This is a genomic window from Phenylobacterium sp., assembly GCF_965229015.1.
Lineage (GTDB): Bacteria > Pseudomonadota > Alphaproteobacteria > Caulobacterales > Caulobacteraceae > Phenylobacterium.
This window is the reverse complement of sequence record NZ_CBDDIM010000001.1, coordinates 867,424-881,603: the sequence shown is the minus strand read 5'-3', so window position 1 is coordinate 881,603 and position 14,180 is coordinate 867,424. Positions and strand designations below refer to the sequence as shown.

The following is a 14,180-nucleotide window of genomic DNA, read 5'->3' as shown; positions in this document are numbered from 1 at the left end:
CCTCGACGCCAGTCTTCTAGGTCAGTCGCCGCCGAACCAGTTGAAGGACAGGTTCTTGAAGGGGGTCTGGCCGATCATCAGGCCGGTGCGCAGGACCGTCTCCTGGGCGCCGGGGCCGGCGGCCCGAGCCCGCTTCAGGGCCGCCATGTCGACGGTCCCGTCCAACTGGACCACGCCGAGGGTGGCGTCCTTGCCGGTGAACCTCAGGTCGCCCCCACCGATCTTGTAGCTGGTGGGCAGGACCCGGATGGTCTTGGCGTAGGTCGTCTGGCCCATTTCGTTCTCGCCGTTGGCGCTGGTGACGTCGACGAAGTCGAACATGATGGGGGCGGAGGGGCCGTCCCGGGCGCCGCCTTCCCAGGCCGTGAAGTCCTCCTCGAGGCCGAAGCTGATGTTCTCCAGTCGCCAGTTCCCGACCTTCACCTCGGTATTGGGGATGTAGTAGCCGAAGACGTCCTCCCCCTTCACGTGGCTGAAGCCGCCCGCCGCCGGGGCCGGGACGGCGGCCGGCGCCGCGGCGGGGGCCGCGGGCGGCTGGAAGCCCGAGCTGGAGGCCTCGGTCTGGCCGCCGGATTGCTGGTTACAGCCGGCCAGCGAGGCGGCCAGGGCCGCGGCGGTCAACAGGTTGCGCATAGGATTCTTCCCCCAAAGGTCGGCGGGAGATCATCATGGGCGGCGGCGGGCGTCCAGCTTCACGCTATGATCGCCCCATGCGGCCCGAGATTCTGTTTCCCCTCTTCGCCCCGGTCACCACGCTGAAGGGCGTGGGCGCCCGCGTGGCGCCGCTGCTGGAGAAGCTGGCCGGGCCCATCGTGCGCGACGTGCTGTTCCTGGCGCCCCACTCGCTGGTCAAGCGCCGCGAGACCACGGTGGTCGACGCCGTCGAGGGCGAGGTCCAGACCTTCCGCGTGGAGATCGACGCCTACCAGGTCCCGCGCAGCGCCCAGCAGCCGTGGAAGATCAAGACCTTCGACGGCACGGGGACCCTGGACCTGATCTTCTTCGGCAGTTTCGGCGGCCAGCTCCAGGCCAAGCACCCGGTGGGCTCCAAGCGCCTGATCTCCGGCAAGGTGGAGCGGTTCGGCCTGACCCTGCAGATCGCCCATCCCGACTACATGCTGCCCCTCGACAAGGCCGACGAGATCCCCGAGGTCGAGGCCATCTATCCGGCCACCGCCGGCCTGCCCGCCCGCACGGTGCGCAAGTTCGCCCTGGAGGCCCTGTCACGCGCCCCCGACCTGCCCGAATGGCAGGACCCGGCCTGGATCAGGCAGGAAGGCTTCCCGAGCTGGAAGGACGCCCTCACCCGGCTGCACGCCCCCTTCACCGAGGCCCACCTGCTGCCCCAGGCCGCCCATATCCGCCGGCTGGCCTTCGACGAGCTGCTGGCCCACCAGCTGGCCATGGCGCAGCGCAAGGCCGACCGCCGCGCCGAACCGGCCGAGAAGATCGCGCCGGGGTCGATGGCCGCGGCCATCGTCGCCGACCTGCCCTTCAAGCTCACCGGCGCCCAGGAACGCGCCCTGGCCGATGTCCGCGCCGACTTCGCCGCCGGCGAGCGGATGAGCCGCCTGCTGCAGGGGGACGTGGGCTCGGGCAAGACCGTGGTCGCGATGCTGGCCATGGCCGACGTGGCCGCGGCCGGCGCCCAGAGCGCCCTGATGGCCCCCACCGAAATCCTCGCCCGGCAGCACTACGAGACCCTGGCGGGCCCGCTGGCCGCCCACGGGATCACCGCCGTCCTGCTGACCGGGCGCGACAAGGGCGCGGCGCGGGCCGAGAAGCTGCGGGCCATCGCCAGCGGCGCGGCCCAGGTGGCCGTCGGCACCCACGCGCTTTTCCAACAAGGGGTGCATTTCCAGGGGCTCCAGTTGGCCGTGGTGGACGAGCAGCACCGGTTCGGCGTGGCCCAGCGCCAGCTGCTGCAGGCCAAGGGCGCCTCGGTCCACCTGCTGGCCATGTCGGCCACGCCCATCCCCCGCACCCTGGAGCTGACGGTCTATGGCGACCTCGACGTCAGCCGCATCGACGAGAAACCGCCCGGCCGCACCCCGGTGGCGACGCGGGCTGCGCCCATGACCCGGGTGGACGAGGTGGAGGCCCGGCTGCGGGAGGCCGTGGCCGGCGGCGCCCAGGCCTTCTGGATCTGCCCCCTGGTCTCGGAGTCCGAACTGGTGGACCTGAAGGCCGCCGAGCAGCGGGCCATCGAGCTGCGGGCCAGGATCGGTCCCGGGGTCGGCCTGGTGCACGGCAAGATGACCGGGCCGGAGAAGGACGCCGTCATGGCCGACTTCGCCGACGACAAGATCAAGGTGCTGGTGGCCACAACCGTGGTGGAGGTGGGGGTCAATGTCCCCAACGCCACCATCATGGTCATCGAGCAGGCCGAGCGCTTCGGCCTGGCCCAGCTTCACCAGCTGCGCGGCCGGGTCGGCCGGGGGCGGCGGGAGAGTTCCTGCGTGCTGCTCTACGACCCGCCCCTGTCGGAGACCGCCCAGAAGCGGCTGGATATCCTGCGGCGCACCGACGACGGATTCCTGATCGCCGAGACCGACCTGGAGCTGCGGGGCGGCGGAGATGCGCTCGGCCTGCGCCAGAGCGGCTTCCCGGCCTATGTCTTCGCCGACCCCTTCGCGCACCGCGACCTGATCGCCGCGGCCGGCGACGACGCCCGCATGATCCTCGCCCGCGATCCGGAGCTCACCAGCGAACGCGGCAAGGCCCTGCGGGTGCTGCAGGAGCTGTTCGACTGGCGGGCGAGCTCGCCGCTGAAGGATGCGGGCTAGGCGCCCGGGACGCAGCGGGTGCTGTCGGGGGCGGCCAGCTCCCGCCTCAACCAACCCGAAATGCGACCCAGGACCTCCTCGATATGCGCGCCGCCGTCAGGGTCGCGCATCTGGTGGTCGTAGCCGGGGAACTCCCAGTAGGTCAGATTGCAGCGACCGGCCTGGCGAACCCCGTCCCGCGCCAGACGCGCCGCGGCGACCGGGGCCGACCTGTCGCGCTCCCCATGCACCACCAGGATCGGGGTCTCCACCGCCAACAGATCGGCCAGCAGATCGTGGTCCAGGATGTCGGCCCACCAGCGATAGGAATTGCCGCCCCAGACCTCGGCGCTCTGCGGGGCGGCCTCAACCCGGGCGAACACCGCCTCGGCCTCGGCCCAGACGGGCGGCGGCACGGCCAGCTTGAAGGTCTTCCGGAACGCCTGGCCTGGGCCCGTCGAGAAGATCACCGTCGCGCTGGGATGGACGCGGGGCGCCAGCAGGGTCACGGCCGCCCCGCCCTCGGAGCCGCCGAACAGGACAAGCTGGCCGTTCCACCAGGGCTCCCTCTCCACCAGGGCCAGGACTCGCTGATAGTCCTCCACGCGCTGGCTGATGGTGTGGTGGGCGTAGAAGGTGGGCGAACAGCCGTCCTGCGTCGCGGCGGGCTTGCTGTGGGGCGCGACGCCGTACTTCTCCACGGTCAAGACGGCGAAGTCCGGCAGGAGGCCCTTGCCGCGCTCGATGTTGGCGTTGTCCAGGACCGACTCGCAGCCCGAGCCCTGGGCGAGCAGCAGGAGACCCTGCTTGGCGCCGCCCGCCCTGCGGTCCAGGGTCCAGTCGATCAGGCTGCCATCGGGTCGCGCTGTCTGACCGGCCCAGGCTGGCCCCGCCAGAAGTGCGGCGGCGGCGGCGAGGCTCAGACAGGTCCGCATCCAGGTCATCGCCTCGCTCCCCCTCTATCCTGAAGGCAGGATCGGGGCGAGCCTGGCTGGAATTGTGGCGGATCAGTCGATCCGGCGCACCGTCGAACCCTTCACCGTCCGCACCTCGGTGATGGGGGGCGCGGGGCGGGCGAAGTCGGGGTTGGAGGTGAGCGCCACGACGCGGGCCTTCGCGTCGGCCTCGAGGTCGCCGTAGAAGAGGTTGTAGCCGGGCGCCTTGCGCTTGTCGGCCCAGGAGCCGGCGCTCTTCAGCATCTTGGGCTTGGGCCGCGAGACCCGCAGGATCCCGCCCTCGCACCTCGCCGAGACCTGGCGGGTGAGGAAGGCGGGCCGCGCGCCCCACTCCAGTCCGGTGGCGTTGGCCGCCCCCTGGTTCAGCTTGGCCGGGGCCTCGGCATTGGTGACCGCTCCCAGCAGCGGATTGAAGCAGAGCGGCGCGCGGCCGGCGAGGTTCTGCAGGTCGCCGCGGGAGTCCCAGACCAGGGAGCGGTCCTTCAGGGCCTGGACGCGTTCGATGTCGCGGTCGAAGGCTGAGGCCCAGGCGGCCAGGCAGCCGGCCTCCCCCGGCCGCAGGCAGGGCGGCAGGGGCGGGTCGTCGGCGGGCACGACGGTCTCGATCAGGTAGGCGGCCGCCAGCCTGGCGCGGACGGCGGGATTGGGGCTGACCTCCTCGGCCAGCAGGCGCGAGGCCATCGTGCCCCCCTGCTCCACCCCGACGATGATGAAGGGGCGGCCCTTGTTGTCGGCGGCCATGTACTGGCGGAAGGCGGCGGCCACGTCGGCATAGGCGAAGCGGCGGGCGTCGCGGGCGTCCTCCCTCAGGGTCAGCAGGGTGTAGAGGCTGGCCTGGCGGTAGCGGGGGGCGAACAGGCGGCCCACCCGGACGAAGGGCCCGGCATAGTTGGGGGCCACCACCCGACGGAAGAACTTGTCGGCCGGCACGTCGTCGATGGGACTGTTCCAGTCCCGGCCGCCGTCGAAGGTGGTGGGGGCGACGAAGAAGACGTCGGCGGGAGGATCGCCCGCGGTCCAGACGTCCGGCTTGGCGGGCAGCAGGGCCCAGGCCGCGCGCTGGGTGTAGTCCGGCGCCGGCGGCGGGCGGTAGGTCTGGAAGGGCTCCTTGGGGTCCAGGGCGTTGCTGGCGATGTCGTCACGCCAGACGAAGGCGGCCATGACCACCAGGGCCAGGAAAGCCACGGCGGCCGCGGACACCAGACGCTTGAAGCCCTTGGGACGCTGCGCCATCGCCTACCTGTAGGGGTCGGGCTGGGCGAGGTAGTTCTGGACGTAGTCGGTGATGCCGTCCTCGAGCGGGGTCATGGGCTGGTTGAAGCCGGCGGCCTTGAGGCGGTCCATCTTGGCCTGGGTGAAGTACTGGTACTTGTCGCGGATGGCCGGCGGCATGGGGGTGTATTCTATTCTGGCGGGCTTGCCGGCGGCGGCGAAGACGGCCTTGGCCATGTCCTCGAAGGTGCGCGCGGTCCCCGAGCCCAGGTTGTAGACCCCGTTGACCTGCTCGGACTTGGCCAGCCAGGCCACCACGTCGGCGACGTCGCGGACATAGACGAAGTCGCGGGTCTGGCCGCCGTCGGCGATCCCCTCGCGGTAGGACTTGAACAGCTGCACGGCCTGGCCGCCCGCGACCTTGGGCCAGATCTGCGAGGCCACCGACTTCATCGAGTGCTTATGCTCCTCGTTGGGGCCGTAGACGTTGAAGAACTTCAGGCCCACCCACTGAGGCGGGGCGTAGTCGCGGGCCGCCTGGCGGGCGGCGAACAGATCAAACAGCGCCTTGGACCAGCCATAGGTGTTGAGCGGACGCAGGGCGGCCAGGGAGGCCAGGTCGTCCTTGTCGTCGAAGTCCGTCGCGTCGCCGTAGGTGGCGGCCGAGGAGGCGTAGACGAAGCGGCGCTGGCGGTCGGCGCACCAGCGGAACAGATCCCGGCTCAGGGTGAAGTTGGCGTGGACGATCTTGTCGGCGTCCGGCTCGGTGGTCGAGGAGACCGCCCCCATGTGGACGACGATCTCGATGTCGCGCCAGCGCTTCTCCAGCCACTCGAACATGGCCTCGGGCGCCACGAAGTCACCGATCGGGTGCTTGGCGATGTTGCGCCACTTGCCGAGGTCGGCCTCCAGCAGCCAGTCGCAGACCACCACGTCCAGGCTGGGGTCTTCCGCCAGCTTGGCCACGATATTGGAGCCGATGAAGCCGGCCCCGCCGGTGACGAAGGCGATGCGGCGGGTCATGTGGTCTCCTTGGCGGTCATGCGGGCGATGGCCGCGGTGGTGGAATAGCCCTCGACGATCTGGGCCAGGCGCACCTCGCCGCCCCAGGCCTTGACGAGGTCGCCCCCCACCACCTGGTCTTCCGAATAGTCGGCGCCCTTGATCAGCACCTCGGGCTGGGCGGCCTCGATCAGCCGGATCGGGGTGTCCTCGTCGAAGGGCACCACCAGGTCGACACAGCCCAGGCCGGCCAGAACCATGGCCCGGCCCTCCAGGTCGTTGACCGGACGGCCCTCCCCCTTCAGCGCCTTGACCGAGCGGTCGGAGTTGAGCCCCACCACCAGGCGGTCGCACCAGGACCGAGCCTGGTTCAGATAGGTGACGTGGCCCCGGTGCAGGATGTCGAAACAGCCGTTGGTGAAGCCCACCCGCAGGCCCTTGGCCCGCCAGCGGGCGATCTCGTCGGCCATCCGCTCGGGCGTGACGATCTTGTGCTCGGCCGGGGCCATGTGGGCGGTGAGCGCGGCCTCGATCAGCTCCTCGGGCAGGACGGTGGCGGTGCCGGCCTTGCCCACGGCCACGCCGGAAGCCAGCATGCCAAAGGCGATGGCCTCGGCCATGGGGGCGTCGGCGGCCAGGGCCAGGCCCAGCGCGGCGAGCGTGGTGTCCCCGGCCCCGGAGGCGTCGAACACCTCGCGGGCCGCGGTGGGGAAATGGACCACCGCCTGGCCGCGGACCGCCAGGCTGATGCCCTTGGCGGCCCGGGTCACCAGGATGGCCTTGGCCTCGCACAGCGACAGGGCGTGGGCGAGCGCCGCCTCGATCTCGGCGTTGGTCGCGGTGGGCAGGCCGGTGGCGTAGGCCAGCTCGGCGGCGTTGGGCTTGATGACGTCCACCGCGCCATAGCGCAGGAAGCTGCGGGCCTTGGAGTCGACGATCACCGGGCAGCCGGCCGCGCGGCAGGCGGCGATCACCGCGTCGGTGACGACCCCCTTGCCATAGTCCGACAGCAGGATGGCCCCGGCTCCCCTGGCCACGTCGGCGATGGTGCGCACCAGGCGCTGCTCCACATCGCCCGTCGCCGGATGGCTGTGCTCCAGGTCGACCCGCAGCAGCTGCTGGCCGCCGGAGACGAAGCGGGTCTTCAAGGTGGTCGGCCGGTCCGGATCGGTGACCAGGAAACCCTCGATGCCGGTCTTGTCGCCGATCAGCCGCAGGGCCTCGTGACGCTCGGCGTCGCCGCCCACCAGGCCGATCAGGGCCACGTCGCCCCCCAGGGCGGCGACGTTGCGCGCCACATTGCCCGCCCCGCCCAGCATCACCAGCTCACGCTCGCGCGCCAGCACCGGGATCGGCGCCTCCGGCGACACCCGCGTCACCGAACCATAGACGAACCGGTCCACCATCAGGTCGCCCACGCAGACCACGCGCTGGCCCGAAAGGCGGCTGAGAAGCTGCTGCAGGGTCGAGAGATCCATGGGTCCGCCTGTGCGGTCTTGCGCCGTCGCGGTCAAGACGCCGCCCCTTATGGCATCAGGAACGCGCCGTATGAATGGCTTTCAAAGCGCGCAGCAGGCCCTCGGCCCGGTCCAGCGGCAGGGTGCTCGGCCCGTCGCAGAGCGCGTCGTCGGGGCTGGGGTGGAATTCCAGGAAGACGCCGTCCGCGCCCGCGGCGACCGCGGCCATGGCGATGGTGGGCACCCCTTCGCGCCGGCCGCCGGTCGAGGCGCCTTGGGTGCGCGGATCGGCGCCCGGGAGTTGGACCGCGTGGGTGGCGTCGATGGTGACCGGGACGCCGAGCTTCTGCATCTCGCCGATGCCCAGCATGTCCACCACCAGGTTGTTGTAGCCGAAGGTGGTGCCGCGCTCGCAAAGGATGCTGATCTGGGCGCCGCCAAGAGCCTCACGGACCTTGTCCACCATCTGCTTGGTGTCCCAGGGGGCCATGTTCTGGGACTTCTTCTGGTGCAGCAGGCCACCCCGGCTGTGGGTCGCCCGCGCCGTGGCGACGACCAGGTCGGTCTGCCGCCCCAGGAAGGCCGGGATCTGTACGATGTCGGCCACCTCGGCCACCGGCTCGGCCTGGCTGACCTCATGCAGGTCGGTGCAGATCGGCACGTCGAATTCGTCCTTGATGGCCTGGAGGATCGCCAGGCCCTTTTCGAGCCCCGGCCCGCGGTAGCTGTGGATCGAGGAGCGGTTGGCCTTGTCGAAGCTGGCCTTGAAGACGAAGGGCAGGCCCAGGTCGCGGGTGATCGCCTTCAGATGCCGGGCGGTGACGCGGGCCAGCTCGAGATCCTCCAGCACGTTGAGGCCGGCGATCACGAACAGCGGCTGGCCTTCGCCGATCGAGATGTTCCACTTGTTCAGGGTCAGGACGGCCATGGACGGGGCTCCGGTCGGTCAGGGGCTTTGCGGTCGGCGCCTAAGTGGCGCGGGGACGGGCTCTTCACAAGCGCCAATTGATGGCCTGCATCCGTGACCCAAACAGGGCCGTAGGTTCAGCAAGGGCCACTCGATTTTTCCCGACGCCAATCCAGTGTTAGTATCCAGTTAAGAGATCGGGAGTTGCGACCATGACCCTGGCGCATGAATCGTCCCTCGTGGCCCTCGCGGCCTCCCCCCGCGCCTTCCGCAGGCTGCCGGCCCTGGCCGACGTGCCGGAGATCTTCCGCACCGCGCTGCGGCTGATGGCGCGCAACTGGATGGCCGGCGAACTCACCTTCGTCATGCCCAACGGCCACGAGCTGAAGCTGGAGGGCGAAGGCGGTCCCCAGGCGCGGATCGTGGTGCGGGATTTCCGGTTCATCCGCCGGGCGCTGGCGGCCGGCGACATCGGCTTCGCCGAGGGCTATGCAGCCGGCGAGTGGGACACCCCCAACCTGACCGCCGTGCTCAGCGTCTTCTCCCTGAACTATGACAACCTGCGGCGGATCACCCAGGGCAACCCGGTCGTGGGCGTGTTCAACTTCATCAATCACGCCCTGCACAGCAACACCCGCCGGGGGTCGAAGCGGAACATCCACGCCCATTACGACCTGGGCAACGACTTCTATTCCCGCTGGCTCGACCCCAGCATGACCTACTCCTCGGCCCGCTTCGACCACGCCGGCCAGAGCTTGGCCGACGCCCAGCGCAACAAGTACGCGACGCTCGCCCAAACCATGGATCTGAAGGCCGGCCACAGCGTGCTCGAGATCGGCTGCGGCTGGGGCGGCTTCGCCGAGTTCGCCGCCAAGGAGGTGGGCGCCAAGGTCACCGGCATCACAATCTCCCAGGCCCAGTACGACTTCGCCCGCAAACGGATGTTCGACCAGGGCCTGGCCGAGAAGGCCGACATCCGGCTGATCGACTATCGCGACGTCGAGGGAACCTTCGACCGGGTGGCCTCCATCGAGATGTTCGAGGCGGTCGGCGAACGCTACTGGCCCACCTATTTCAACAAGATCGCCCAGGTCCTGGCGCCCGGCGGTCGGGCCGGCCTGCAGATCATCACCATCCAGGAGGCGCTGTTCGAGGACTACCGGCGGCGCGCCGACTTCATCCAGAAATACATCTTCCCCGGCGGCATGCTGCCTTCGGAGAGCCGCCTGAAGGCCGAGACCGACAGGGCGGGCCTGTCCTGGACCGGCATCTCCCGCTTCGGCCAGGACTATGCCGACACGCTGGCCCAGTGGGCCGAGCGGTTCGACGCCCGCTGGGACGAGATCAAAGTCTTCGGCTTCGACGAGAAGTTCCGCAAGATCTGGCGGTTCTATCTGAGCTACTGCGACGCCGGTTTCCGCACCGGGCGGACCGACGTGGTGCAGCTTGGCCTGTCAAAGGCCTGACCGCCCCCTGTTCTGGAGCGCCGACGCCCCTTAAGTAGCGGGGATGACCGTCGCACACAGCGTCCTGGACGCCATCGGAAACACGCCGCTCATCCGCCTGGCCCGCGCCAGCGAGGCCACGGGCTGCGAAATTCTCGGCAAGGCCGAGTTCATGAACCCCGGCCAGTCCGTGAAGGACCGGGCGGCGCTCTACATCATCCGCGACGCCGAGCGGCGCGGCCTGCTGAAGCCCGGCGGGCGGATCGTGGAGGGCACGGCGGGCAACACCGGGATCGGCCTGGCCATGGTCGCCGGGGCCAGCGGCTACAAGACCACCATCGTCATCCCCCGCACCCAGAGCCAGGAGAAGAAGGACGCGATCCGCCTCCTGGGCGCCGATCTGGTGGAGGTGGACGCGGTCCCCTACTCCAACCCCGACAACTATGTCCGCTATTCCGGGCGTTTGGCGGAGGAACTTAACGCGAAGGAGGCGGCCGGCGCCGTCTGGGCCAACCAGTTCGACAATGTCGCCAACCGCCAGGCCCACGTCGAGACCACGGGACCGGAGATCTGGGCCCAGACCGGCGGCAAGGTCGACGGCTTCATCTGCGCCGTCGGCTCGGGCGGCACCCTGGCGGGCATCGCCCAGGCCCTGCGCGCCGAAAAGCCCGACGTGGCCATTGGCCTGGCCGACCCGCACGGGGCCTCCCTCTACAGCTGGTTCACCGACGGCGAGCTGAAGTCGGAGGGGACCTCCATCAGCGAGGGCATCGGCCAGGGACGGATCACCGCCAACCTGGAGGGCCTGACCATCGACCACGCCTACCGCATCGGCGACGAGGAGATGCTGCTGGCCATCTACGACATGGTCGAGCACGAGGGCCTGGTGATGGGCGGCTCTACGGGGATCAATGTGGCTGGCGCCATCCGCATGGCCCGGGACCTGGGCCCCGGCCACACCATCGTGACCATCCTGTGCGACCAGGGCGCCCGCTATCAGAGCAAGATCTACAATCCGCAGTTCCTGAAGGAGCGGGGCCTGCCGGTCCCCGGTTGGCTATGACCGATCCCCTCGTCTCCACCGACTGGCTGGCCGCGAATCTGGGGAAAGTCCAAGTGGTGGACGCCACCTGGTTCATGCCCAACGAGGGGCGCGAGGGACATGCCGACTATCTGGCGGCCCACATTCCCGGCGCGGTGTTCTTCGACATCGACGCCATCGCCGACAGGACCGTCGACCTGCCCCACATGCTGCCCACGGCGGAAGACTTCGCCGCGGCCGCGGGCGCCCTTGGCCTGTCGCGGGACGCCACGATCGTGGCCTATGACAGCTTCGGCATCCGCTCGGCGGCGCGGGTCTGGTGGACCCTGAGGGTGATGGGATTTCCGAAGGTGTTCGTCCTGGACGGCGGCCTGAAGAAATGGCTGGCCGAGGGCCGGACGACGGAAGGCGGTCAGGCCGCCCTGCCCCCTACGACCCTGTCGCCCAGCCTTGACGCGGGCCTGGTCCGCGACCTGGGCGCGGTGAAGAACCTGCTGAACTCCAAGGCCGCCCAGTTGGTGGACGCCCGTGGCGCGGCGCGTTTCCGCGGCGAGACGCCCGAGCCCCGCGCCGGCCTGCGCTCGGGCCACATGCCGGGCGCCCGCAACACCCCCTTCGACAGCCTGCTGAACCCCGACGGCACGATGAAGTCCGCCGAGGATCTGAACCCCCTGTTCCGCGCCGCCAAGGTCGATCTCGCCGCCCCCATCGTCACCACCTGCGGCTCGGGCGTCACGGCGTCCGTGGTGGCCCTGGCCCTCGCCCGGCTGGGACGGGAGGACGTGGCCGTCTATGACGGCTCCTGGACCGAATGGGGCGGCCGCAGCGACACGACCGTGGTGACCGGTCCTTGAGGGCCGCCGCCTAGTTCCGCGTCGGGATCCGCACCGGCAGGGTCTCGTAGCCCTTCACGAACACCGAGTGGGTCCGCTGCGGTTCGTCCATCACCTCGACCGTGGGGAAGCGGGCCAGGATCTCCTCCCAGATGATCTGCAGCTGCAGCTCGGCCAGGCGGTTGCCCACGCAGCGGTGGACGCCGAACCCGAAGGACAGGTGCTGACGGGGCCGTTCGCGGTCGATGATGTAGTTGTCGGGATTGGCGATGACCTCGTCGTCGCGGTTGCCCGAGACGTACCACATGGCCACCCGGTCCCCCTTGCGGATGGTCTTGCCGCCGATCTCGTGATCCTCGGTGGCGGTGCGGGCCATGTGGGCCAGCGGGGTCTGCCAGCGGATGGTCTCCGACACCATGGAGGGGATCAGGGCCGGGTTCTCCCGCAGCTTGCGGTACTGGGCCGGGTTCTGGTTCAGGGCGTAGATCGAGCCGGAGATGGTGTTCCGGGTCGTGTCGTTGCCGCCGATGATCAGAAGGGTGACGTTACCGTGGTACTCATGCTCGTCCATGTCCCGCGTGGCCGGGTTGTGGGCCAGCATGGAGATCATGTCGAACTTGGGCTCGGTGGCCTTGATCCGGTCGGCCCAGAGGCCGTCGAAGGCGTCGAAGCAGTTGGTGAGCTCGCTGCGCTTCTGCTCCCAGCTCTCGCAGACCCCGTGGCCGGGCGGGTTGGTCATCATGTCGGACCAGTAGGTCAGCTTGCGACGGTCCTCGAAGGGGAAGTCGAAGAGGGTGGCGAGCGTCATGGCCGTCAGTTCCTTCGAGACCAGGTCCACCCAGTCGAAGGTCTCGCCGATCGGCAGGCCGTCCAGGATGGCGCCGGCCCGCTCGCGGATCACCGGGGCCATCTGCGCCAGGTTGTGGGGCGCGACGGCGGGGCTGACCGCCTTGCGCTGCACGTCGTGCTTGGGCGGGTCCATGGAGATGAAGCTGGGACGGGTCGGACGTCCGGCCGATTCGGCCTTGGATTCCAGGCTCTGCAGGACGATGCCATCGGCCGAGGAGAACACCTGGTGATTGGTGTCGATGGCCATGATGTCGTTGTACTTGGTGATCGACCAGTAGGGGCCGTAGTCGCTCTCGGCGGTGTAGTGGACCGGGCTTTCCCGGCGCAGGCGCTCGAACTGGGCCCACATGGCGTCCTGGCTGAACAGTTCGGCCTGGGCGGGGTTGAGCTGGTCCAGAGGCAGGGCGGCGGCCTGCTCGCGGGCCTCATGGCGGATGTCGACGGACCCGTCGCTCATGGTGGTTCTCCCTGACTGGCGAGGCCTCATGGGCGCACGCTCTCTTGTCGTTGGGTCAATCACGACGAACCGAACACTGTATTGCAAGGGCCATCTGGCGACGGCCGCGCGCCCTACCGCACCGGCGGCGGGTAGTGCAGGCCCGGCTGCGGGGCGTTCCACAGGGCGTTGAGGCCGCGCTCCAGCTTCAGGGCCGAGCCCTGCCCCAGGTTGCGGCGGAAGATCTCGTCGTAGGACCCCACCTGATGGATGGCCTGGAAGCCCCAGTCGGCCTTCAGCCCCAGTCTCTGACCGAGATCGCCCTCCACCCCGAGCAGGCGGCGCACCCGCGGGTCGGGGGAGGAGTCGCGGGCCTTGGCCACGTTGGCCGCGTTGAGCTTCAACTCCTCGCCCAGCATCACGGCGTAGACGCTCCAGCGCACGATGTCGGTCCAGGCCGGGTCGTCCTGGCGCACCACGGGGCCCAGGGGCTCCTTGGAGATCACCGTCGGCAGGATCACGTGGGCGTTGGGGTTGTTCATCAGCGACCGGGCCGAGGCCAGGGCCGAGACGTCGGCGGTGAAGGCGTCGCAGCCCTCGGCCTGGTAGGTGTCGCGGGCCTCGGCTTCGCTGGCCACCACCACGGGCCGGTAGGTCAGGCCACGCAGCTTGAAATAGTCGGCCAGGTTGTCCTGGCTGGCGGTGCCGGCCTGGACGCAAATCCGCGCGCCGTTCAACTCGTCGGCGCTGGCGAGCGCCAGGGCCCGGGGGGCCAGGAAACCCTGGCCGTCGAAATAGGTCACCACGGGGAAATCCAGCCCGCCGGCGTCGCGGGCCAGGGTCCAGGAGGTGTTGCGCGACAGTACATCGATCTTGCCGCTGTTCAGGGCGGCGAAGCGGTCCTGGGCCGGGATTGGCGTGAACCGCACCGCCTTGGAGTCGCCGAGCACCGCGGCGGCCACCACGCGGCAGACATCGACGTCGAAGCCGCGCCAGCCGCCCTTGTCGGCGGCGAAGGCGAAGCCCGCCAGGCCCGGATGGACGCCGCAGGCGAGCCAGCCGCGGGCCTTCACCGCCGCCAGGGTCGGGCTGGCCTTGGCGCGCAGCACCTGGGTGGCGGGATCGGTGGCGGTCACGGCGGTGGCCGCGGGCGCCGTGGTGGACTTCGACCCATCCCCGCAGGCGGCCAGCCAGAGGCAGAGACCCAGCGCCAGGGTTCGTCGTTTCCACATGCGGCGCTCCTTGATCACAGGCCTCCCGAAGGCTCTAAGGGGTT

General features: G+C 69.9%; 12 protein-coding genes. 4 read left to right on the top strand and 8 right to left on the bottom strand.

Translation table 11 applies throughout. The annotated features are described in order from the left end of the window. Positions 1 to 21: 21 nt before the first annotated feature. Entirely contained in the window at positions 22 to 633 is a 612-nt protein-coding gene (locus ACO06I_RS04415) for a hypothetical protein (protein WP_421931393.1), read from the bottom strand. A 77-nt stretch (positions 634 to 710) separates the two neighbouring features. Between ACO06I_RS04415 and recG the strand changes: the two genes are divergently transcribed. Beyond that, complete coding sequence (gene recG / locus ACO06I_RS04410; RefSeq protein WP_421931392.1) at positions 711 to 2,786, top strand: ATP-dependent DNA helicase RecG; 2,076 nt, start codon at positions 711 to 713, stop codon at positions 2,784 to 2,786. Here recG and ACO06I_RS04405 read toward each other — a convergent pair. From ACO06I_RS04405 to kdsA, 5 genes are all read right to left on the bottom strand, one after another. Beyond that, on the bottom strand, positions 2,783 to 3,709 hold the full coding sequence (locus ACO06I_RS04405) for an alpha/beta hydrolase (protein WP_421931391.1): 927 nt from the start codon (positions 3,707 to 3,709) through the stop codon (positions 2,783 to 2,785). The genes recG and ACO06I_RS04405 overlap by 4 nt on opposite strands. A gap of 63 nt (positions 3,710 to 3,772) precedes the next feature. Then, positions 3,773 to 4,954 carry a DUF3089 domain-containing protein gene (locus ACO06I_RS04400; RefSeq protein WP_421931390.1) on the bottom strand — a complete coding sequence of 394 codons (1,182 nt, stop codon included), beginning with the start codon at positions 4,952 to 4,954 and terminating at the stop codon, positions 3,773 to 3,775. Between the two features lie 3 nt (positions 4,955 to 4,957). Beyond that, on the bottom strand, positions 4,958 to 5,956 hold the full coding sequence (rfaD, locus tag ACO06I_RS04395; RefSeq protein WP_421931389.1) for an ADP-glyceromanno-heptose 6-epimerase: 999 nt from the start codon (positions 5,954 to 5,956) through the stop codon (positions 4,958 to 4,960). Further along, positions 5,953 to 7,413, bottom strand: a complete 1,461-nt coding sequence (gene rfaE2, locus ACO06I_RS04390; RefSeq protein ID WP_421931388.1) for a D-glycero-beta-D-manno-heptose 1-phosphate adenylyltransferase — start codon at positions 7,411 to 7,413, stop codon at positions 5,953 to 5,955. Before rfaE2 ends, rfaD begins: the two co-directional genes overlap by 4 nt. A 55-nt stretch (positions 7,414 to 7,468) precedes the next feature. Then, positions 7,469 to 8,320: a 3-deoxy-8-phosphooctulonate synthase gene (kdsA, locus tag ACO06I_RS04385; protein WP_421931387.1), complete on the bottom strand. Its 852-nt coding sequence runs from the start codon at positions 8,318 to 8,320 to the stop codon at positions 7,469 to 7,471. 191 nt (positions 8,321 to 8,511) lie between these two features. Here kdsA and ACO06I_RS04380 point away from each other — a divergent pair, with 191 nt between their 5' ends. From ACO06I_RS04380 to sseA, 3 genes are read left to right on the top strand one after another with little or no spacing between them, the layout of a single operon-like run. Continuing rightward, entirely contained in the window at positions 8,512 to 9,765 is a 1,254-nt protein-coding gene (locus ACO06I_RS04380) for a class I SAM-dependent methyltransferase (RefSeq protein ID WP_421931386.1), read from the top strand. Between the two features lie 43 nt (positions 9,766 to 9,808). After that, positions 9,809 to 10,807: a cysteine synthase A gene (locus ACO06I_RS04375; RefSeq protein ID WP_421931385.1), complete on the top strand. Its 999-nt coding sequence runs from the start codon at positions 9,809 to 9,811 to the stop codon at positions 10,805 to 10,807. Continuing rightward, complete coding sequence (gene sseA, locus ACO06I_RS04370) at positions 10,804 to 11,640, top strand: 3-mercaptopyruvate sulfurtransferase (protein ID WP_421931384.1); 837 nt, start codon at positions 10,804 to 10,806, stop codon at positions 11,638 to 11,640. The genes ACO06I_RS04375 and sseA overlap by 4 nt, the downstream gene beginning before the upstream one ends. A gap of 10 nt (positions 11,641 to 11,650) precedes the next feature. Here the strand turns inward: sseA and ACO06I_RS04365 are convergent, their stop codons facing one another. Next, positions 11,651 to 12,925: a cytochrome P450 gene (locus ACO06I_RS04365; RefSeq protein WP_421931383.1), complete on the bottom strand. Its 1,275-nt coding sequence runs from the start codon at positions 12,923 to 12,925 to the stop codon at positions 11,651 to 11,653. Between the two features lie 113 nt (positions 12,926 to 13,038). After that, positions 13,039 to 14,136, bottom strand: a complete 1,098-nt coding sequence (locus ACO06I_RS04360) for an amino acid ABC transporter substrate-binding protein (protein ID WP_421931382.1) — start codon at positions 14,134 to 14,136, stop codon at positions 13,039 to 13,041. Between the last annotated feature and the right edge of the window lie 44 nt (positions 14,137 to 14,180).